Below are 18,469 nucleotides of genomic sequence, written 5' to 3'. Positions count from 1 at the left end.
GCTCCCCGCCGCCCCCAGAGCGGAAGGACCAAGCAACCAAATGCTAGAACGGCAGCGTCGCGGCGGGCTTTAGCGGAAATTTCGCGAGCTTCGCGCGCGCGCATAGGCGGCGGCGCGCCCGCCCGTATGTGCGCCCGGAAATTATTTGCCGCCCCGGCAAGCGCTTTAACCAGAGATTTACCACCATGGCCGCATTCCCCGGGCTGTTCTTGGGGGAACACCATGCGTACCATCTTTCCGACTGCTGCCGTTACCGCCCGCCGCTACGCCCTGATCTCCAGCCTTCGGGCGCAGGGGTTCGGCGTCGGCTCGTTCGAGACCACCCCGGCGGGGCCGCGCGACCTGTTCCTGGTCGCCGATGGCGAGGCGGTGACCGCACCGGCGCGCACCGTCGTGATCGGTGAAGACGGTCGCCACGTGATCCCGTCGCAGGGCGGCAACCCGGCGCGGATCGCATTCGCTGCTGCCGACGCCGCGATCGGCTACGGCTTCGCCCGCGCCCTCGTCGCGGGTCCCGACACGCCGACCGCCGCGGACCCCGAGAGCCTCGCCTTGCTCGCCCTCGCCGAGCGAGTGGCGCAAGCCGACATCACCGTGCTGATCAACGGCCCCACCGGCACCGGCAAGGAAGTGCTGGCCCGCGCGATCCACAACGGATCGCCGCGCAAGGACGGCCCGTTCATCGCGATCAACTGCGCCGCGCTGCCCGAAACGATGCTGGAGGCCCTGCTGTTCGGCCATCAGAAGGGCGCGTTCACCGGCGCGTCGTCGGGCGGCGAGGGCTTTTTCCGCGCTGCCAATGGCGGCACCATCCTGCTCGACGAAATTGCCGAGATGCCGATCCAGTTGCAGGCCAAGCTGCTCCGCGTGTTGCAGGAGCGCGAGGTGGTGCCGATCGGCGCGTCGACCCCGCAGCCGATCGACGTCCGCGTCATCGCCTGCGCCAACCGGGACCTCCAGGGCGAAGTCGCCGCGGGCCGCTTCCGCGCCGATCTCTATTACCGCCTCTCGGTTTTCCCGCTGACCACCAAGCCGCTCGCCGAGCGCCCGCAGGACATTCCCGCGCTGACCGCGACGATGATCCTGCGCCACGCCGGCAACCGCGCGGTGGTGCCGTGGCCGACCACGCAGGCGATCGACGCGCTGATGCGGCACGACTGGCCCGGCAATGTCCGCGAGCTCGAAAACGTCGTCCAGCGCGCGCTGCTGTTCGCGACCGGCGACACCATCGAGGAGGGCGACATCGTCTTCGATCGTCCGGTGACCTTCACCTTCCAGCGCTCCGCACAGCCCATCCCGATCCACGCGCCTCCACCCATGGCTCCGCCGATGGCCGCACCGTCGGCTCCGGTCACCAGCGAGCCCGCGACGCTCGGCAACATCGTCCAGATGAGCGAATTCGCCGCGATCCGCGAAACGCTGCAGGCGTGCGGCGGCAGCCGGATCGAGACCGCGCGCCGGCTCGGCATCTCCGAACGCACGCTGCGCTATCGCCTCGCCAAGGCGCGCGAACAGGGCGACGACATTGCGCGCCAGCATGACGCCCGCGCGCATGACATGAGGGCATCGGCATGAGCGTCTCGGCAGTAGGCGGCGCGATGAGCGTCGACCGGGTCATGCAGCTCCGCGCGCAGATCCTCGAACGCAACCAGGCGCTCGCCCGCGCGGGCACGGTCGACCCGACCGCCGCGACCCAAGTAGCCAAGCCGAGCAGCTTCGCCGACACGCTCGACAGCGCGCTGAAGCAGGTCAACGAGGGTCAGAACCAGGCCGCCAAGCTCAGCGAAAGCTATGAGCGCGGCGAGACGATCGACATCGCCAAGGTGATGCTCGCGCGTCAGCAGGCCAGCGTCGGCTTCGAAGCCACGCTGCAGGTCCGCAACAAATTGTTGTCCGCCTATAAGGACATCATGAGCATGCCGGTATAATATCATGAGCACAGCCCTGATCCCCACCACGATGGGCGCGCCCGAACGGTTCGCCAACCCGCTGCTCCAGATCCGCAGCGTGCTCGCGCAGCCCGCGGTGCGCCGTTCGCTGCCCATGGCGCTGATGATCGCGCTGATCGGTGCCGCCGCGCTCGCGTGGATGGCGCTGTCGACGCCGACCCAGAAGACGTTGTTCACCGGGCTGCCCGACTCGGACAAGGCTGCGGTCACCGCCGCGCTCGATCAGGCGAACTTCAAGAGCCATATCGACGACGGCACCGGTGCGCTGACCGTCGGCGAAGAGGATTTCAGCCGCGCGCGGATGCTGCTCGCCGGACAGGGACTGCCGAAGGCCGCACCAGGCGGCTATGCGATCCTCGATCAGCTGCCGATGGGCGTCAGCCGCGCCGTCGAAGGCGAACGCCTGCGCCAGGCTCGTGAGAGCGAACTCGCGAAATCGATCGAGGAGATCGACGCGGTCGCCGAGGCACGGGTCCACCTCGCCATGCCCGAAAGCTCGGTGTTCGTGCGCGACAATGCCGCCCCGTCGGCGTCGGTGATCCTGAAGCTCCAGGGCGGCCGATCGCTGAGCGACGCGCAGGTTTCCTCGATCATCAATCTGGTCGCCTCGTCGGTGCCCGGCATGAAGCCCGAGGCGGTGACGATCGTCGATCAGCTCGGCGCCTTGCTGTCCAAGCCCGGCGGTGCGCAGGGCGCCGGCGCGCAGGGTGACCAGCGGCTCGACATCCAGCGCCGCGTCGAGGACAAATACCGCGCCCAACTGGTCCAGCTGCTGACCCCTCTCGTAGGAGCGGGCAACTTCACCGCCGAGGTCCAGGCCGACGTCAACCTCGACGAGACCCAGGCGACCCGCGAAAGCTACGACAAGGCGGGCACGCTGCGCGCCGAGACCGGCAATTGGGTCGGCAATCTGAAGGATGGCGGCGGCGCACCCGGCGGCATTCCCGGCGCGCTGTCGAACACGCCGCCGCCCGCGAGCACGCTGTCGACTCCGCAGGCCGCCAATGGCGCCAGCGGATCGGCGACCCCGCAGCCGGTCGCCGGTGGACCCGCGCCCGACGCCGCCAAGCAATCCGACGCATTCCAGCGCGCCTATGACCTTGGCAAGGAAGTCTCGGTCACCCGCAACGCACCCGGCTCGATCAAGCGGCTGTCGGTCGCGGTGCTGCTGCGCGATCCCGACAAGACCCGTCGTACCGCGATGGAGATCACCCAGATCACCGATCTGGTGAAGAGCGCGGTCGGCTATGACCAGACGCGTCAGGACAATGTCACGGTGATCAGCCGCAAATTCGCCGGCGCCGATGCCGCCGCGGTCGACGGCCCGGCCTGGTACGACAATGCCTGGCTGCCGATCATCGCGCGCAACGTCACCGCCATTCTGATCGCGCTGCTGGTGCTGATGCTCGGCGTCCGCCCGCTGTCCAAGGCGCTGATGAAGAAGCGCGACGATGCGCCGCGGCCTGCACTCGGTGCGCCGATCGGCGCGCTCGACGCTGCGGCGCCAGGTGCCGCGCCGGTCAGCCTCGATCAGCTCGAATCGACCCGCGGCTATGACGACCGGATCGGGGCGGTCCGTGGCTTCACCCGCGACAACCCGACCCGCGCCGCGCTTGCGGTCCGCGACATGATCAAGGCCGACGCCAAGTGAGCACCGGACTGCGTACCTATACCGGCGTCGAACGCGCCGCGGTGCTGATGATGCTGGTCGGCGAGGAGGAAGCCGCCGCGATCCTTCAGAAGCTCGAACCCGAAGAGGTCCGGCAGCTCGGCAAGGCGATGTTCAACGTCGCCGACGTCAGCGAGCAGGAAGTCGAGGACGTGCTCGACGATTTCGTCGGCCATGCCCGCGAACGGACCGCGATCGGCTTCGATCCGCGCCCCCAGATCGAGGCTGTGATGAACCGCGCGCTGGGTCCCGACAAGGCGGAGAGCGTGCTGGCGCGAATCACGCCGCCCGAGGCCGCGTGCGAGCTCGAGCTGCTCGACTGGCTCGACGCGACCGAGATCGCGCAGATGATCGAAAAGGAACATCCGCAGATCGCCGCAGTGCTGATCGCCAATCTCGATCCGGTCGTCGGCGGCCAGGTGCTCGAACTGCTGCCCGAAGCGGCACAACCCGACATCCTCCACCGCATCGCCCGCCTCGGCCCGATCACGCCCGAAGCGATCGAAACGCTGAAGACCCTGCTCGCGAACCGCACCGGCGGCGGCGCCCAGTCCCAGGGCGTGACCCTCGGCGGCACCCGCGAGGCCGCGAAGATCCTGTCGGGCGCGCGCAAGGCGACCGAGCAGCGCGTCATGCCCAAATTGTTCAAGATCGATCGCGAGGTCGCCAAGGCCATCGAGGAGGCAATGTTCGTCTTCGACAACCTGCTCGACATGGACGACAAGAATCTGGGCGCGCTGATCCGCAACGTCGACGGCGATATCCTGACCAAGGCGCTGAAGGGCGTCGATGCGGCGGTTCGCGATCGCTTCCTCGGCTGCATGTCCGCGCGCGCTGCGGACGGCATCCGCGACGAGATGGAAGCACGCGGGCCGATGAAGCTCGCCGAGGTGCTCGACGCGCAGAAGGCGATGATCGCGATCGCGCGCGGGCTCGCCAAGGACGGCACGATCATGATGGGCGGGGGCGAGGACGATTATGTCTGATTTCCACGCCGGTTTCGCCGCGCGTCACGACGCCGCCGCGCACATTCTGCAAGCGGTGTTCGCGCCGCCGATGGGCTTCGCGCCCGCCGACCTGCGCGATGCCGCCGCGATGCCGCGGCCGCGCCACTTCAGCCCCGCCGATGCCGGGCATAACCCAACCGCGGGTTGGAACCCGCTCGATCCTACGGGCGAGCCGAGCCAGTTCATCGACCCGATCAGCACCGCGCACACCGCCGGTTACGAAGAAGGCCTCGCCGCCGCCGCTGCCGCCGCCCGCGAGAGCGCAGCACGCGACGAGCGGCTGCTCTCGACCTTGGGCGATGCGCTCGCAACCGGGGGCGCAGTCGACCGCGACCGGATCGCGCGGCAGTTGAGGCAAACCGTGTTGTTCCTGGTCACGCGCCTGGTGGGGGAGGTCGGCGTTTCCGCGGATCTGCTCGGCGAGCGGGTCGAGTTGGCCGCCGAGTTGCTCGCCGACTCTGCCGAATCGGCGTTGCTGCGGCTCAATCCCGCAGACGTTCCACTGGTCGAAGGCAAGCTGCCCAAGACCGTGTTCGCCGCAGGCGACATGGGCGTCGGGCGCGGCAGTTTCGTTCTCGAAAGCGCATCGACCATCGTCGAGGATGGCCCTGATCTGTGGGTCGACCAGCTCGCCAGCGCCTTCGATCGTGCCGCGGTGCCGGCCGCGTGCTGAACCGCTTCACCGCCGATTATCTCGAAACCTTGGGTGCGTCCGATTTCCGGCCCGCCCCGCGCGTGTCGGGTCGCCTTGCCTCCTACGACGGGCTGCTGATGGAAGCGGTCGGCCTATCGCTGCCGGTCGGCACCGTCTGCCAGGTCGGCGATCCGGCCACCGGCGTCGAAGCCGAGGTGATCGGCTTTCGTGGCGGCCGCACGTTGATGATGAACCTCGGTGGACCGGCAGCGCTGTTGCCCCAGGCGCCGGTCCGGCCGATCGGAGCGCCCGGCGAGGCGGAGGTCGGCGATGCACTGCTGGGTCGTGTGGTCGACGGCGCTGGCAAGGCAATCGACGGTCTCGGGCCGATCCGCGGCGCCGGGCGCTGGCCACTCGCGGGCAAGCTCCAATCGCCGCTCGATCGCGGCCGCGTGCTCGAGCCGCTCGATGTCGGCGTGCGCGCGATCAACGGGTTGTTGACGGTAGGCCAAGGGCAGCGGGTCGGCATCATGGCCGGCTCCGGGGTCGGCAAGTCCGTCCTGCTCGGGATGATCGTACGGGCCGCGAAGGCCGATGTCATTGTCATCGGCCTGATCGGCGAGCGGAGCCGCGAAGTCGCCGACTTCCTCGAGACCAAGGTCGCTGGCGCCGCCCGTGAGCGATCGGTGGTGGTCGCGGTGCCCGCCAATCACTCCCCGGTGTTGCGGATTCGCGGCGCCTTGCGTGCCACCGCGATCGCGGAGGGCTTTCGGGCGGAGGGCAAGAAGGTCCTGCTGATCATGGACAGCTTGACGCGCGTTGCGCATGCCGGCCGTGAGATCGGGTTGGCACTCGGCGAGCCCGCGTCAGCGCGTGGCTATCCGCCGAGCGCGATCGCGATGCTGCCGAACCTCATCGAGCGAGCCGGGGTCGATGTCCGCACCGGCGGGTCGATCACCGCGATCTACACGGTGCTGGCGGATGGCGACGACGGCAACGATCCCGTGGTCGACGCCGCGCGATCGATCCTCGACGGTCACATCGTGCTCAGCCGCGCCCTCGCCGAGCACGGCGTCTATCCCGCGATCGACATCGGCCCGTCGGTCAGCCGCGTGATGACCGACATCGCCGCGCCCGCGCACGTCCATGCCGCCAGATCGCTGCGCCGCCACCTCGCCACCTATGAGGAGAATCGCGATCTCGTCCTGATGGGCGCCTATCGCCCAGGGGCCGACCCGCGAATCGACGCCGCGATTGCGTGCCATCCCGCGATCATGGAATATATCCGCCAGGATGCGGACGCCAACGTGCCGCTCGGGGATTCGATTGCGGAGCTGACCGGCGTGTTCGGCGATGGCTGACGCCAAGAAGCTTGCGCGGCTCCACCGTGTGCGCACGCTGCAATTGAACCTGACACGCGCTGACGAAGCGCGCGCCCACGATAAAGCGGCCAGCGAAGCGCTGCTCGCGTCACGGATCACCGCGCTCGCAGATGCGGTGGCGCCGGTTGCGGTGTCCGCAACTGCCGCGAGCCTATCGGCCACTGCCCACTTTCGTGAGCGCCTCCACGATTCGGCAACCGCGGCACGTGCGCGGGTCGATGCCGCCGAGCAGTTCGTCGCGCGCGCGGCCGAGGCGACCCGCGCCGCCAAACGCGACCAGAGCGCGATCGAGAAGCTGATCGCCCGGGCGAATACCGATGCGGTGCTGAAGGCGATCCGTGCGTTGGAGGCCACACCGAGCACCAGGAGCATTCGGCACGATCCTTGCTGAGCAGGTATTAACCAGCCTGTTTGCGACGAGAAAAGATGCCGACGATCACTTCAACCACCACGATGTCGCTGGTCCCCGGCGCGCCCGGCAAGGTGCCCGCGTCGCTGCTCACGCTTGGCGAGCCCGCCCTCGATTTCCAGGCGCTACTCGGCGCCACCGTTAACGTCGCGCCGCCGATGGTCGGCGAAGCCGCACCGCTCGATCAGTTGGTGCGGCAGCCGGTTGCCGCTAGCGGCACCGGGTTGCCGGTCGAGCCAGCCATGCTCCCCCCAAGCGACACTGCCGCACCGATCGACGTGATGCCCGCGATCATAATGGCCGAAGGTGCGCCGCCGCTCATGGCGACCCCACCGGTCGAGGAGCCGGCGCCGCCGACCCCCGACAAGATCGTGCCGTCGCTCGCGGCCGTTCCGATGCTGGGCACACGCCAGCAACCGGTCGTCGCGACGAAGATCTTACCACCGAAGGAAAAGACCGAACAATCGAGCGACAGCGAAGAACCGGAGACGCCGGTCGATCTGTCCGCCTCTCTGCCGACGGCCCCGCTCGCCGCGACGATATCGCCGATCCAGACCGCGGTCCTCGCCCCTAAGGTCAAGACGTCACCGCTGCCGCTGATCTCGGTCGCGCGCCAGGGACCGCCCGCACGGCCCGTCATTGCCGCCGCCATTCAGCAGACCTTGCGCGACACCCGGTGGGATGGCGCCGCGCCGGTCGTGACGCCGCTCGCCAGCGCGCCGGCCCTGCCTGTTCCTGAGATGCCAGGGGGGGAGGTCGCATTGCCGCTTCCCACAACCCCAACTATCTCGACGCCCCTGACGGCCCCGCCGCGACTGCCTTCGATCGACACCCCGCCGGTTGCCGTTGTGCAATCGCCGGCGCCCGTTGTCGCGCCGCCGACCGCCGCCGCCCCCACGCCGCCGCCGGCGATCGTGGTCGGTCCCGCTCTGCAGGTGTTTGGGGCAGCGATATCCGCGGCGGCGAGGCACGAGCGCGGCGAGGAGGCCGTCGATCCCTTCGCGTCGCTCGGTTCGGTCGCGCCGCTCGCCGCGCCGGTCGCCCCGCCGGTCGCGACCGCGGCCCAGCCGACGCTCGACATGCGCCAGGAGCGCTGGCCGCAAGCGATGATCGCTCATATCGAAACGCTTCGCGACAATGCCGACGCCGGCGACACCCGGATCCGCCTGATCCCGGATGCGCTCGGCATGATCGACGTCGCGGTGAAGCGTGACCACGATACGCTGCACGTCCAGTTCACCGCCGAACAGGCGACGACGCGGACGCTGATTCAGGACGCACAGCCTCGCCTCGCCGCACTCGCCGAAGAACGCGGACTGCGGCTCGGCCAGACGGTGGTCGACGCCGGCGCCGCCGGCTCGGCCTCGCAGCAGCCGCAACAGTCGCAGCAGCAGCGTCAACCGCAGCGTGACGCCGCGCTGCCGACAGCGCCGCGCCGTTCCACCCCCAGCAATGACGATCAAGACCGCGCCGATGATGGCCGGCTCGCCTGAAGGACCCGATGATGAGTGACAAGCCCGACGAAGCCGCCGCCCCTCCTAAGAAGAAGGGCAAGATGAAGTTGATCGTGATGGCGGTCGCGTTCCTGGCGCTGATCGGCGGCGGGGTCGGCGCGGGTATCTACGCGACCAAGGCCGGAATGGTCGGCGGTGGCGACGATGCCAAGGAGCATGAGCCCGCCGGTCCCAAGCTGGTCCCGAAGAGCGAGCAGAAGCATGGCGGTGGCGAAGGGGGCGAGGGCGGCGAAGGCGATCACGGCGGCGGCGAGGAAGCCGAAGCGAGCCATGGCGGCAAGGCCACGCCCGCGGGCGAGGGCGGCGACAAATACGCGTCCAACTATTACGCGCTGGAAAAGGATTTCACTTCCAACCTCCGCGATTCGGTGCACTTCGTCCAGGTCGGCGTCGCGGTGTCGACGCCCTATGACGACACGGTGATCGAGCACATCAAGACCAACGAGATTGCGGTCCGATCCGCGATCCTGATGACGCTCGGCGACACCACCGAGGATCAGGTCTTCACCTCGGACGGCAAGCGCCAACTCCAGGCCCGATTGGCTAAGGCAATCAACGATACGCTTAAGAACAAAGAGGGTTTTGGCGGCGTCGGTAACGTTTACTTTACCAATTTCGTTGTTCAGTGAGGCATGGTTAATGCCGAGGCAACGAAGGTAAACGAACGGCGCGAGCGGGATCGCGTTTAGGCTAGTCACGCGAGTGGCCTGGGCGTCGCCAAGCTCAATCCGTTCGGCGATCTGCACACCCTGCAGCATCTCTCGGCGCGGCTCGCGCGGGGGCTGCGCGGGGTGTTCGAACCCTTGCTTCGCCAGGAGGTCCGCGCCTGGGCCGAACCGCTGGTCGTCCAGCGTTTCGCCGATTACCGCGCCGAACGCGCCGACGCCCTCACCGCATGGCTGCCGATGGCCATGAACCCGCCGCACGCCGGTGGCGCGCACGCCCTGTGCGTGGTCGACGGTCGCTTCGTCCTCGAACTGCTCGACCAGTTCTTTGGCGGCACGGGTGCTGCCCCCGCGGTCCTGCCGAGCGAGTTCTCGCCCGCCGCCGAAGCGATGATGGCTCGGCTCGGTGCGATGATCGCGACGCCGCTGCGCGCCGCGTGGGAGCCGCTGACGCGGATCGATTTCACGCCGACCCGCGTCGAGACCAACGCGTCGATGCTCAGCATCGATGCCGATGACGCCATGGTCGTCACCCGCTTCGGCATCGCTGCGGGCGGCGCCAAGCCGATCTTTCTCGATCTTCTCTACCCGGTTACCGCGCTGAAGCCGCATGCGCCGACGCTGACCGGCAAGGTGCTCGACAAGGCCGAGGCCGATCCCGCCTGGCGGACCGGCCTCACCCGCTCGGTCATGAACGTCCGATTCCCGGTCCGTTCGGTGCTCGCCGAACCGATGGTGCCGCTCCAGACCTTGATCGACCTCAAGCCCGGCGACGTGATCCCGATCAGCTTCGCGGCCGACGTGCCGGTGATGGTCGGCAACGACCGGCTCGGTACCGGCACCGTCGGCATCTCCAACGGCTTCGCGGCCGTCCGCCTCACCTCCATCGCGCATCAAGACCAAGGACAGGATCAATGAACGACATGACCGGCGGCTTTCCGTCCGCGTCCTTCGGGGACGCAGGGGTCGCGGCCAATTTCCGGCTGCTGCAGGATGTCGACGTCAAGCTGACGGTCGAGATCGGGTCGACCCAGCTGACGCTCCGCGAACTGCTCGCCCTTGGGGAGTCCAGCGTTATCGAGCTCGATCGCCAAGCCAACGAGCTGCTCGACGTATTCGTCAACGGTACGTTGATCGGCCGGGGCGAGGTGGTCACGGTGGGCGATCGCTTCGGCGTGCGGATGACCGAACTCGTCAACCCCGACAAGCGCGGCTGATCCGTCATGCTCTGGTCCTATATCCTCAAGCTCGTCGTCCTCCTGCCGCTGGTCTGCGGCCTGATGATCGGGTGCCTTTATCTGTGGCGCCGGCTCGAAGCACGCATGCCCGGCAAGCCCGCAACGCGGCTGATCGCGGTGAAGGAAACGATGATGATCTCGCCCGGGCTGCGGCTCGCTGTGCTCGATTTCGAAGGCAAACGGTTGCTCGTCTCGGTCGGGCGTGGCGGCGTCAACCTGCTCGACAAGGTGGACCAGTGAGCATCGCGATCTCTCGTCCTGCGACCAAGCGCGGCGGGCCCAATCTGATCTGGGTCCTGCTCGCGGTGATGATCGCGCTGATCGTCGCGGCGCCCGCTCTCGCCCAGGCCGCGCCCGCCGCGCCGGTCCCCGGGGTCGGCGATGCGGTCGACCGCGCGCTCGGCCAGCTGGGCGGGGCTGCGCAGACCGGCCAGTCGGCGCCGCTGTCGCTGTCGCTGCAAGTCCTCATCATCATGGGGCTGCTGACGATCCTGCCGGGCATCCTGCTGATGATGACCAGCTTCACCCGGATCATCATCGTCCTCGCGATCCTCCGCCAAGCGCTCGGTCTGCAGCAGACCCCGCCCAACCAGGTGCTGATCGGGCTGTCGTTGTTCCTGTCGCTGTTCGTGATGGCGCCGACCATCAGCCAGATGAACGCGACCGCGATCCAGCCCTATGCATCGGGGCAACTAGCCGGCACGCAGATGATCGCCGCCGCGGGCGCGCCGCTTCATGACTTCATGTCCAAGCAGACCCGCAAGAAAGACCTGACGATGTTCGCCGAGCTGGCGAAATCCGGGCCGTATCAATCGGCCAAGGACATCCCGTTCGCAGTCCTGCTGCCGGCCTTCGTCACGTCGGAGCTGAAGACCGCGTTCCAGATCGGGTTCCTCGTCTTCCTGCCGTTCATCGTGATCGATCTGGTCGTCGCCACGGTGCTGATGTCGCTCGGCATGATGATGCTGTCGCCGACGATCATCTCGCTGCCGTTCAAGCTGCTGCTGTTCGTGCTCGTCGATGGCTGGGCGCTGACGATGGGCAGCCTCGCCAACAGCTTCGCGACCTGAAGGATTCCCCGTGGACGCCGAATATTTCCTGACCATCGCCAATCAGACGATGTGGGTGCTCGCGCTCGCCAGCGCGCCGATCCTGATCCCCGCGCTGCTCGCCGGGCTGATCCTGGGCATGATCCAGGCCGCGACCTCGATCAACGAACAGACATTGTCGTTCGTCCCGAAGCTGATCGTGGTCGCGGTATCGATCATGATCTTCGGCAGCCTGATCATGGGGCTGCTCAGCGACTTCACGATCGGCATGTTCGAACGCATCCCCGATCTGGTGAAGTAATCCATGCTGGGCTTCGGCCTCTCGATCGAGCCCCAGCTATGGGCGTTGATGTTCGTGATGGTGCGGATCGGCGCCGCGTTCGTCGCGGCTCCGGTGTTCGGCGCGGTGTCGGTGCCGGTGACGGTGCGCGTCACGCTGTCGGGAGCGATCGGAATCCTCGTGCTCGCCGCGCACCCGGTTACCCCGCCCGCGCAGATCTTCGCGGTCGCCACCTTCCTGTCGCTCGCGGCCGAGGCGCTGGTGGGTTTCGCGATCGGCTTCATTCTCCAGATCGCGTTCGCCGCGCCGATGATCGCGTCCGAAGTGATCGGCGGATCGATGGGGATCGGCTTCGCCTCGTCGATCGATCCGCAGAACGGGCGCTCCAGCCCTGCGCTCGGCCAGTTCTTCTCGATCATGCTGACCCTGTTGTTCCTCTCCGTCGACGGCCATCTGGTGCTCGTCCAGCTACTGGTCGAAAGCTATGACGCCATGCCGCCGGGCGCCGCGTGGCTCGGCATCGGCCAGCTCAGGAACATCGCGTTCTTTGGCGGATATGCCTTCCTCGCGGGACTGTTGCTGGCGCTGCCGGTCGGCTTCCTGCTGCTCTGCCTCAACCTCGTCGTGGGCATGATGAGCCGCGCCGCACCCGCGCTCAACCTCTTCTCGATCGGCCTGCCCGCCAGCCTCGCGGTCGGCGTGGTCGCGCTCGCGATCGGCTTCCCGGCAATGGGCGATTACATGCTCGTCATCGTCACCGAGAGTCTCGGCGCGGTGCGCTCGCTGGTGATCGGCTGATGGCTGACGAATTCGGCGAAAAGACAGAGGCACCAACCGCCAAGCGCAAGCAAAAGGCCGCTGACGACGGCAATGTGCTTCGCTCCAAGGATTTTTCGACCGCGTTGGTGGTGCTCGCCGGGGTCGCGTGGCTGATGCTGTCGGGGCCGTCATTGGTCGCGGCGTGCAAGGCGCTGATGGCCGCCAGCTTCCAGTTCGACGTCCACGATGTCGAGGATTTCTCCCCCTGGCGCCCGCTGGCAGAGGCGGGGTGGAAGCTGTTCCCCTCGCTCGCGGTCCTCGGCGCCGTGAGCGTCGTGGCGACGGTGCTTGGGTCGGCCGGCCTCGGCAGCTTCGGGTTCAAGGGCAGCCTGATGGCGCCCAAGGCCAACCGAATCGATCCCGCGGCGGGGCTGAAGCGGATCTTCGGCGCGCAGGGGTGGATGGAACTCGGCAAGTCGATCCTCAAGATCACGCTGCTCGGCGCGATCGGCGCCTATATGCTGTGGTCGTCGACCCGCATGACGATGGGCCTCGCCTCGACCAACCTCGGCACCGCGGTCGCGGCGCTCGGCGGCACCTTCAACGGGATCATGCTGGCGATGGCGATCGGCCTCGTCGCGATCGCCGGGTTCGACGTTCCGATCCAGATCCTCCAGCTGTTTCGCAAGCTGCGCATGTCGAAGCAGGAGGTGAAGGACGAGCACAAGGAAGCCGACGGCAATCCCGAGGCAAAGGGTCAGCAACGCGCCAAGATGCGCGCGATGGCGAGCCGCAGCATCCGCCAGGCGGTGGGCGAGGCGCATGTCGTGCTCACCAACCCGACCCATTTCGCGGTCGCGCTGCGCTATGATCGCGGCCGGGACCAAGTGCCGGTGGTCGTGGCGAAGGGCCGCGGCGCCACCGCGCTCGCGATCCGCGAACTCGCCGCCGCGCGTGCCGAGCCGCTGCCGATGCTCGAATATCCGATGCTCGCCCGCGCGGTCTACTACACCAGCCGCGAGGGCCAGGAGGTCCGCGACGACCTCTACCTCGCGATCGCGACGGTGCTCGCCTTCGTGTTCGGGCTCAACACCGCGGCCGGCGGCACCCAGCCCGACATCGCGGTCCCCGCCGACGCCAAATTCGACGAGAACGGCATCAAAATCTCCTAAATATTCTCGCCGTGCAGCCGTTCCTGATGACAAGCGGAGATCCGGCCATGACGACGACCAACACGACGAACACGACCAGCAACGTCGTCACGTCGGCGACCCAGTCGCTGCTGACCTCGCTCGGCACCGGATCGGGCGTCGATACCGCATCGCTCGTCACCTCGCTGGTCCAGGCGCAGTTCGCCAACCGCACCGCGCAGCTCACCACCAAGAGCGACGCGCTGACCGCGCAGATCACCGGTGCCGCATCGCTGAAGAGCGCGATGACCAGCTTCAACACCGCGCTCGACACGCTGGTGAAGAGCGGCTCGCTCGCGACCCAGCCGCTCAGCTCCAACAGCGGCGCGATCGGCGTCAGTGCGTTGCCCGGTGCCAAGCTCGCCGGGCTATCCTCGTCGATAACCGTGTCGCAACTCGCGACCGCACAGACCGCGCGCACCAACGCGGTGATCGCGGACCGTACCGCGCCGATCGGTTCCGGCAGCTTCACGCTGACCTTCGGCAAGGCGACCTATTCGACAGACGGCACCGGCATGACCGGGTTCAATGGCGATCTCGACGGCAATGGCAGCGCGGACAACGCGGTAACCATCGACGTCACCAATGCCAGCCTCGATGGGGTTGCCGCCGCGATCAACGCCAAGCGCACAGGCGTCGTCGCCTCGGTCGTCGCGGACGGCAATGGTGGTGCCTATCTGTCGCTGCGTGGCCCCACGGGTGACGCGAAGGCGTTTACCTTTGCCGCGACCAGCGATCCCGGCGGCGGACTTGCGCAGTTCGCGATCGGCCCAACCGCGGGCGGCAACACCAGCATCACCGCCGTCGCGCAGAATGCGAAGCTCACGGTCGACGGTATCGCGGTGGAACGCGCCAGCAACACGATCAGCGATCTGGTCGATGGCGTGAAGCTCCAGCTCAACGCCACCGCCGTTGCCCCGGTGACGCTGTCGAGCACGCCCCCCAGCGGCGCACTGGCGCAGGCGGTCACCGATTTTGTCGACACCTACAACCAGGTGTTCGCGGTCGTCACCGCGCAGACCGATGCCAAGACCGGCGCGCTGCGCAGCGACCCCGCGGCGCAGACGCTGTTGCGGTCTCTGAAGGGCCTGACCAGCAAGACCTTGGTGTTCGGCGCCGCCGCCGGCACGCCGTCCAGCCTCGCCTCGATCGGGGTCGGCACCAACCGCGACGGCACGCTGAAGCTCGACACCGCCGCGCTCAACAAGGCGCTGGTCGGCACGCCCGACGCGGTCGAGCAGCTGTTCGCCTTTTCGACCAACGGGCTCAACGGGATCTCCGCCGCGGTCAACCAGGTCGCGACCGCCGCGAACAGCGTGATCTTCGGCCTCGGCGCATCGGAAAGCCGCTACGCCAAGGCCAAGGGGACCCTCGCGGACCAGCAGGACAAGCTCGAAGATCAATCGGCCGCGATGAAGACCCGGTTGACCCAGCAGTTCGCGAGCATGAGCTCGAAGGTCGCCGCGTATAAGTCGACCCAGACCTTCCTCACCGGCCAGATCGCCGCCTGGAACAAGAGCGACAGCTGATGGCCTATGCGACCGCGCTGCTGCGCGACCCCTATGCGACCTATCGCCAGATCGACGCGGTCGGCCGCACCGCGCAAGCCGATGGCCCTGCGCTCGTCCAGCTGCTCTACGAGGAACTGGTATCGGCATTGCGCGCGGCGGCCTGGGCGGTCCAGAACAACCAGTTCGCGACCAAGAGCGAGCGGGTCACCCGCGCCACCGCCATCCTCTTCGCGCTAGAGGCGGGGCTGGACTTCGACCGCGGCGGCGACGTGTCGAAGGCGCTGTCACGGCTTTATGCGGGCACCCGCCGCCAGATCGTCGACGCGTCGATCGGTAGCGATCCGGCGCCGTTCCGCGACGCCGCGCAGAGCCTCGCGGAGATTGCGCAAGCTTGGAAGACCGCACGGGCTAGCTAAGCTACGGCCATCCTAAGTTCCGTCATCCCCGCGAAGGCGGGGATCCAGACTGGCGAACGTCACTACCTTCACGGAAGTCAGCCAGTATAGATCCCCGCTTTCGCGAGGATGACGGAAGTAAGTAGGAAAATGACGTCAAGCCGTCACGACCTCCACCGTCAACCCCTCCGCCGCCTCACTCCCGAGCGGCAACCGCATCGCATCCGCCCGCGCGCGATCGAGCACCGCGACCGGCACGTCCGCGCCGTGCAGTACGCAATCCGCGTTGGCCAGCGCCCGCGCCTCGCGCAGCGTCAACTCGTCCGGATCATCCGATCGCAGCACGATCCGCACCCGCCCCGATACAGGCTTCCCCGCCGAACCGAGCCAGTCCTGCGCGCCCATCGTCGCACCAAGCGGATCGAGCGGACCGCCGGCCGCCATCGCCGCCCCAAGCGCCCGCCGCCGCTCCCCCATGTCAGGGAAGCGTTGACGAAGCTGCGGCCGGATCGCGTAGAGCGACTGGGCAAGCGACCCGAGAGTACCCGGGATCAGCGCCTCAAGCCGCTGACGTAGCGCCGCTGCCAAGCCTGCCGACACGCCTCCGGTGCCGATCGCGAGGATCACCGGATCGCGATCGACGATCGCCGGCAGCGTAAAGTCGCACAGGTCCGGTCGATCGACCGCGTTGACCAGCACCCCACGCGCGCGCAGCCGCGCCACCGCCGCTTCGGGTTCGTCCAGCGCGACCACCGCCAACGCCGCCTGCGCATCTTCGCCGACCAACACCGCGCCGGCACGTTCCAGCAGCCGCCGCTTCGCGGCCGCGGGCTCGCCCTCGCCGAGGAGGATGACGGGTCGTCCGTTCAGCCTGACGAACAGCGGCAGGCTGTGCAGCGTCACCGCTTTAGCCAGTCGGGCACGCGCTCGGCCGCGAGGATCGTCTCGGGCTCGATCCGATCGGCGACGACAACGAAGCGATCACCGTCGACTAATACCTCGGGCACCAGCGCGCGGCTGTTGTAGGTCGACGCCATCGACGCACCATAGGCGCCGGCGGTGCGAAACACCGCTAGGTCGCCGCTATGCACCTGGTCGATCTCGCGGTTCATCGCGAAGGTGTCCCCGGTCTCACATACCGGCCCCGCTATGTTCGCGGTCATCCGCGCGCCGTTCGGTCGCACCGCGACGAAGTCGTGATAAGCATCGTAGAGCGCCGGCCGAGCGAGGTCGTTCATCGCCGCGTCGACGATCACATACGGGTTGAGCGGCCCGGGCTTCACCCAGACCACTTCGGTGACCAGCACGCCCGCGTTACCCGCGATGACCCGCCCGGGTTCGAACATCAGCTCGACGTCCCAATCCCTGGTCACCCGCTCGACCATCGCACCATAGGCGGCGAGATCGGGGGCGGTCTCCGAGCGGCGATATGGCACGCCGATACCCCCGCCGAGGTCTATGCGGCTGACGAAATGCCCGAACCGCCGCAGATCGCCGAGCAGGCGGCCGATCCGCTCGTATGCAGCCTCGAGCGGCGCGAGATCGAGCAGCTGGCTGCCGATATGGATCGCGATCCCGCGCAGGCTCAACCCGTCGAGTTCGGCAAGCCGCGCGTACATCTCCACCGCCTGGTCGATCGGGATGCCGAACTTGTTCTCCTTGCGCCCGGTCGAGATCTTGGCGTGGGTGCCGGCATCGACATCGGGATTGACCCGCAGCACCGCGGGCGCGCGCAGGCCGCGGGCATGCGCCAGCGCGGCGAGCACCTCGCCTTCCTCCTCGAGCTCGAGGTTGAACTGGCCGATCCCCGCATCGAGCGCCCGCGACAATTCCTTGCGGGTCTTGCCGACGCCCGAAAACACGATGTCCGCGGCCGGGATCCCCGCCGCGAGCGCGCGCGCCATCTCGCCTGCGGATACCACATCGGCGCCATAGCCTTCATCGGCGAGTACCCGGAGCACCGCGACGTTGGGATTGGCCTTGATTGCATAGGCGAGATGCTTGCGCTCGATCCCGCCCAGCCCGTCGCGAAACGCCTGCGCGTGACGGCGCAGCGTCGCGGTCGAATAGACATAGACCGGCGTGCCGACCGCCTCGGCGATCGCCGCAAGCGACACGTCCTCGCAGTGGAGGACGCCACCCTGATAGAGAAAATGGTCCATCAGTTGGGCGGCAGATCGAATTCGTCGCTGCGCCGCTGATCCGAGCCGGTCAGCAGTTCGTCGCTGCGTTGCGGGCGCTGCTGGGTGGTCGGGGTGAGCAGCTGCGGCGGCGTCGGCGTCGTGCGCGCGCCATAGGGCGCGACCGGCAAGGCGGTGCCCGGCGGCGGTTGCAGCGGCTTGGCCGCGCCACAGCCGGCAAGCCCCACTGCCAGCACGAGAACGGCACGCTTCATCTAACTCTCCTCGCGCGCGGCGGCGATCGCGGCGCGTACGTTGGCCGGTGCGGTGCCCCCGAAGCTGGTCCGGCTCGCCACCGACGCATCCACCGACAGCACCTCGTACACCCGCGCGTCGATCCGCGCATCGATCGCCTGCAGATCGGAGAGCGGCAGCGCATCGAGCGCGACGCCGCGCTCCTCCGCCAGCTTCACCGTGCGCCCGGTGACGTGATGCGCCTCGCGAAACGGCAGCCCCGCCTCGCGCACGAGCCAATCGGCCAGATCGGTCGCAGTCGAGAAGCCCGCTTCCGCCGCCGCGCGCATCCGATCGGCGCGAAACGTCGCGCTCTCGACCATCCCGGTCATCGCCGCGATCGACAGCGCGAGCAGGTCGTGCGCCTCGAACACCGGCGGCTTGTCGTCCTGCATGTCCTTCGA

Annotated in this window: 21 protein-coding genes and 1 pseudogene; 18 read left to right on the top strand and 4 right to left on the bottom strand. The window is 68.0% G+C overall.

Annotated elements, in window-relative coordinates; all coding sequences use genetic code 11:
* The first annotated feature begins 222 nt into the window (after positions 1–222).
* The 18 genes from ACFE77_RS13535 (at position 223) to fliS (ending at position 15,672) form a co-directional block, all read left to right on the top strand.
* Positions 223–1,575, top strand: coding sequence for a sigma-54 interaction domain-containing protein (locus ACFE77_RS13535; RefSeq protein WP_375422172.1), 1,353 nt, complete (start codon positions 223–225; stop codon positions 1,573–1,575).
* Complete coding sequence (gene fliE / locus ACFE77_RS13530) at positions 1,572–1,928, top strand: flagellar hook-basal body complex protein FliE (RefSeq protein ID WP_375422171.1); 357 nt, start codon at positions 1,572–1,574, stop codon at positions 1,926–1,928. The genes ACFE77_RS13535 and fliE overlap by 4 nt, the downstream gene beginning before the upstream one ends.
* A 4-nt stretch (positions 1,929–1,932) precedes the next feature.
* Complete coding sequence (gene fliF / locus ACFE77_RS13525) at positions 1,933–3,600, top strand: flagellar basal-body MS-ring/collar protein FliF (RefSeq protein ID WP_375422170.1); 1,668 nt, start codon at positions 1,933–1,935, stop codon at positions 3,598–3,600.
* Complete coding sequence (gene fliG, locus ACFE77_RS13520; protein ID WP_375422169.1) at positions 3,597–4,604, top strand: flagellar motor switch protein FliG; 1,008 nt, start codon at positions 3,597–3,599, stop codon at positions 4,602–4,604. Before fliF ends, fliG begins: the two co-directional genes overlap by 4 nt.
* Positions 4,597–5,298 carry a flagellar biosynthesis protein FliH gene (locus tag ACFE77_RS13515; RefSeq protein WP_375422168.1) on the top strand — a complete coding sequence of 234 codons (702 nt, stop codon included), beginning with the start codon at positions 4,597–4,599 and terminating at the stop codon, positions 5,296–5,298. Before fliG ends, ACFE77_RS13515 begins: the two co-directional genes overlap by 8 nt.
* Entirely contained in the window at positions 5,292–6,620 is a 1,329-nt protein-coding gene (locus tag ACFE77_RS13510) for a FliI/YscN family ATPase (protein ID WP_375422167.1), read from the top strand. Before ACFE77_RS13515 ends, ACFE77_RS13510 begins: the two co-directional genes overlap by 7 nt.
* A 28-nt stretch (positions 6,621–6,648) precedes the next feature.
* Positions 6,649–7,032, top strand: a complete 384-nt coding sequence (locus ACFE77_RS13505; protein ID WP_375422166.1) for a hypothetical protein — start codon at positions 6,649–6,651, stop codon at positions 7,030–7,032.
* A 35-nt stretch (positions 7,033–7,067) separates the two neighbouring features.
* Positions 7,068–8,543: a flagellar hook-length control protein FliK gene (locus tag ACFE77_RS13500; protein ID WP_375422165.1), complete on the top strand. Its 1,476-nt coding sequence runs from the start codon at positions 7,068–7,070 to the stop codon at positions 8,541–8,543.
* 11 nt (positions 8,544–8,554) lie between these two features.
* Entirely contained in the window at positions 8,555–9,193 is a 639-nt protein-coding gene (gene fliL, locus ACFE77_RS13495; protein WP_375422164.1) for a flagellar basal body-associated protein FliL, read from the top strand.
* Between the two features lie 78 nt (positions 9,194–9,271).
* The gene (locus ACFE77_RS13490; protein WP_375422174.1) at positions 9,272–10,147 is read left to right on the top strand and encodes a flagellar motor switch protein FliM; all 876 of its coding nucleotides are present in this window, start codon (positions 9,272–9,274) and stop codon (positions 10,145–10,147) included.
* Positions 10,144–10,446 (top strand): flagellar motor switch protein FliN, encoded by a 303-nt coding sequence (fliN, locus tag ACFE77_RS13485; protein ID WP_375422163.1) that lies wholly within the window; start codon positions 10,144–10,146, stop codon positions 10,444–10,446. The genes ACFE77_RS13490 and fliN overlap by 4 nt, the downstream gene beginning before the upstream one ends.
* Before the next feature lie 6 nt (positions 10,447–10,452).
* Positions 10,453–10,707, top strand: coding sequence for a flagellar biosynthetic protein FliO (locus tag ACFE77_RS13480; protein ID WP_375422162.1), 255 nt, complete (start codon positions 10,453–10,455; stop codon positions 10,705–10,707).
* 68 nt (positions 10,708–10,775) lie between these two features.
* Positions 10,776–11,537 (top strand): flagellar type III secretion system pore protein FliP, encoded by a 762-nt coding sequence (gene fliP / locus ACFE77_RS13475; protein WP_375422173.1) that lies wholly within the window; start codon positions 10,776–10,778, stop codon positions 11,535–11,537.
* 10 nt (positions 11,538–11,547) lie between these two features.
* The gene (fliQ, locus tag ACFE77_RS13470) at positions 11,548–11,817 is read left to right on the top strand and encodes a flagellar biosynthesis protein FliQ (protein WP_375422161.1); all 270 of its coding nucleotides are present in this window, start codon (positions 11,548–11,550) and stop codon (positions 11,815–11,817) included.
* 3 nt (positions 11,818–11,820) lie between these two features.
* Positions 11,821–12,594, top strand: a complete 774-nt coding sequence (gene fliR, locus ACFE77_RS13465) for a flagellar biosynthetic protein FliR (protein WP_375422160.1) — start codon at positions 11,821–11,823, stop codon at positions 12,592–12,594.
* The gene (locus ACFE77_RS13460; RefSeq protein ID WP_375422159.1) at positions 12,594–13,727 is read left to right on the top strand and encodes a flagellar biosynthesis protein FlhB; all 1,134 of its coding nucleotides are present in this window, start codon (positions 12,594–12,596) and stop codon (positions 13,725–13,727) included. The genes fliR and ACFE77_RS13460 overlap by 1 nt, the downstream gene beginning before the upstream one ends.
* Positions 13,728–13,774: 47 nt before the next feature.
* On the top strand, positions 13,775–15,274 hold the full coding sequence (fliD, locus tag ACFE77_RS13455) for a flagellar filament capping protein FliD (protein WP_375422158.1): 1,500 nt from the start codon (positions 13,775–13,777) through the stop codon (positions 15,272–15,274).
* Complete coding sequence (gene fliS, locus ACFE77_RS13450) at positions 15,274–15,672, top strand: flagellar export chaperone FliS (protein WP_375422157.1); 399 nt, start codon at positions 15,274–15,276, stop codon at positions 15,670–15,672. Before fliD ends, fliS begins: the two co-directional genes overlap by 1 nt.
* A 135-nt stretch (positions 15,673–15,807) precedes the next feature.
* On the opposite strand, the gene ACFE77_RS13445 is transcribed toward fliS, so the two are convergent.
* The 4 genes and pseudogenes from ACFE77_RS13445 to ACFE77_RS13430 form a co-directional block, all read right to left on the bottom strand.
* Positions 15,808–16,554 (bottom strand): NAD(P)-dependent oxidoreductase, encoded by a 747-nt coding sequence (locus tag ACFE77_RS13445; protein WP_375422156.1) that lies wholly within the window; start codon positions 16,552–16,554, stop codon positions 15,808–15,810.
* Positions 16,551–17,813, bottom strand: a complete 1,263-nt coding sequence (gene lysA, locus ACFE77_RS13440; protein ID WP_375422155.1) for a diaminopimelate decarboxylase — start codon at positions 17,811–17,813, stop codon at positions 16,551–16,553. Before lysA ends, ACFE77_RS13445 begins: the two co-directional genes overlap by 4 nt.
* Positions 17,813–18,046 carry a hypothetical protein gene (locus ACFE77_RS13435; RefSeq protein ID WP_375422154.1) on the bottom strand — a complete coding sequence of 78 codons (234 nt, stop codon included), beginning with the start codon at positions 18,044–18,046 and terminating at the stop codon, positions 17,813–17,815. Before ACFE77_RS13435 ends, lysA begins: the two co-directional genes overlap by 1 nt.
* A pseudogene (locus ACFE77_RS13430) lies at positions 18,047–18,469 on the bottom strand (argininosuccinate lyase); the annotation flags it as partial.

Source organism: uncultured Sphingomonas sp. (genome assembly GCF_964243315.1).
In the GTDB taxonomy this organism is placed as follows: domain Bacteria; phylum Pseudomonadota; class Alphaproteobacteria; order Sphingomonadales; family Sphingomonadaceae; genus Sphingomonas.
Note: the sequence above shows the minus strand (reverse complement) of the source record. Positions and strands in the feature narration are given on the sequence as shown.

What these genes read in the sequence shown, in the direction of transcription:
- ACFE77_RS13535 (WP_375422172.1), top strand. Translation starts at nt 223, where the DNA reads ATGCGTACCATCTTTCCGACTGCTGCCGTTACCGCCCGCCGCTACGCC.
- fliE (WP_375422171.1), top strand. Translation starts at nt 1,572, where the DNA reads ATGAGCGTCTCGGCAGTAGGCGGCGCGATGAGCGTCGACCGGGTCATG.
- fliF (WP_375422170.1), top strand. Translation starts at nt 1,933, where the DNA reads ATGAGCACAGCCCTGATCCCCACCACGATGGGCGCGCCCGAACGGTTC.
- ACFE77_RS13515 (WP_375422168.1), top strand. Translation starts at nt 4,597, where the DNA reads ATGTCTGATTTCCACGCCGGTTTCGCCGCGCGTCACGACGCCGCCGCG.
- ACFE77_RS13500 (WP_375422165.1), top strand. Translation starts at nt 7,068, where the DNA reads ATGCCGACGATCACTTCAACCACCACGATGTCGCTGGTCCCCGGCGCG.
- fliL (WP_375422164.1), top strand. Translation starts at nt 8,555, where the DNA reads ATGAGTGACAAGCCCGACGAAGCCGCCGCCCCTCCTAAGAAGAAGGGC.
- fliN (WP_375422163.1), top strand. Translation starts at nt 10,144, where the DNA reads ATGAACGACATGACCGGCGGCTTTCCGTCCGCGTCCTTCGGGGACGCA.
- ACFE77_RS13480 (WP_375422162.1), top strand. Translation starts at nt 10,453, where the DNA reads ATGCTCTGGTCCTATATCCTCAAGCTCGTCGTCCTCCTGCCGCTGGTC.
- fliP (WP_375422173.1), top strand. Translation starts at nt 10,776, where the DNA reads ATGATCGCGCTGATCGTCGCGGCGCCCGCTCTCGCCCAGGCCGCGCCC.
- fliR (WP_375422160.1), top strand. Translation starts at nt 11,821, where the DNA reads ATGCTGGGCTTCGGCCTCTCGATCGAGCCCCAGCTATGGGCGTTGATG.
- ACFE77_RS13460 (WP_375422159.1), top strand. Translation starts at nt 12,594, where the DNA reads ATGGCTGACGAATTCGGCGAAAAGACAGAGGCACCAACCGCCAAGCGC.
- fliD (WP_375422158.1), top strand. Translation starts at nt 13,775, where the DNA reads ATGACGACGACCAACACGACGAACACGACCAGCAACGTCGTCACGTCG.
- fliS (WP_375422157.1), top strand. Translation starts at nt 15,274, where the DNA reads ATGGCCTATGCGACCGCGCTGCTGCGCGACCCCTATGCGACCTATCGC.
- lysA (WP_375422155.1), bottom strand. Translation starts at nt 17,813, where the DNA reads ATGGACCATTTTCTCTATCAGGGTGGCGTCCTCCACTGCGAGGACGTG.
- ACFE77_RS13435 (WP_375422154.1), bottom strand. Translation starts at nt 18,046, where the DNA reads ATGAAGCGTGCCGTTCTCGTGCTGGCAGTGGGGCTTGCCGGCTGTGGC.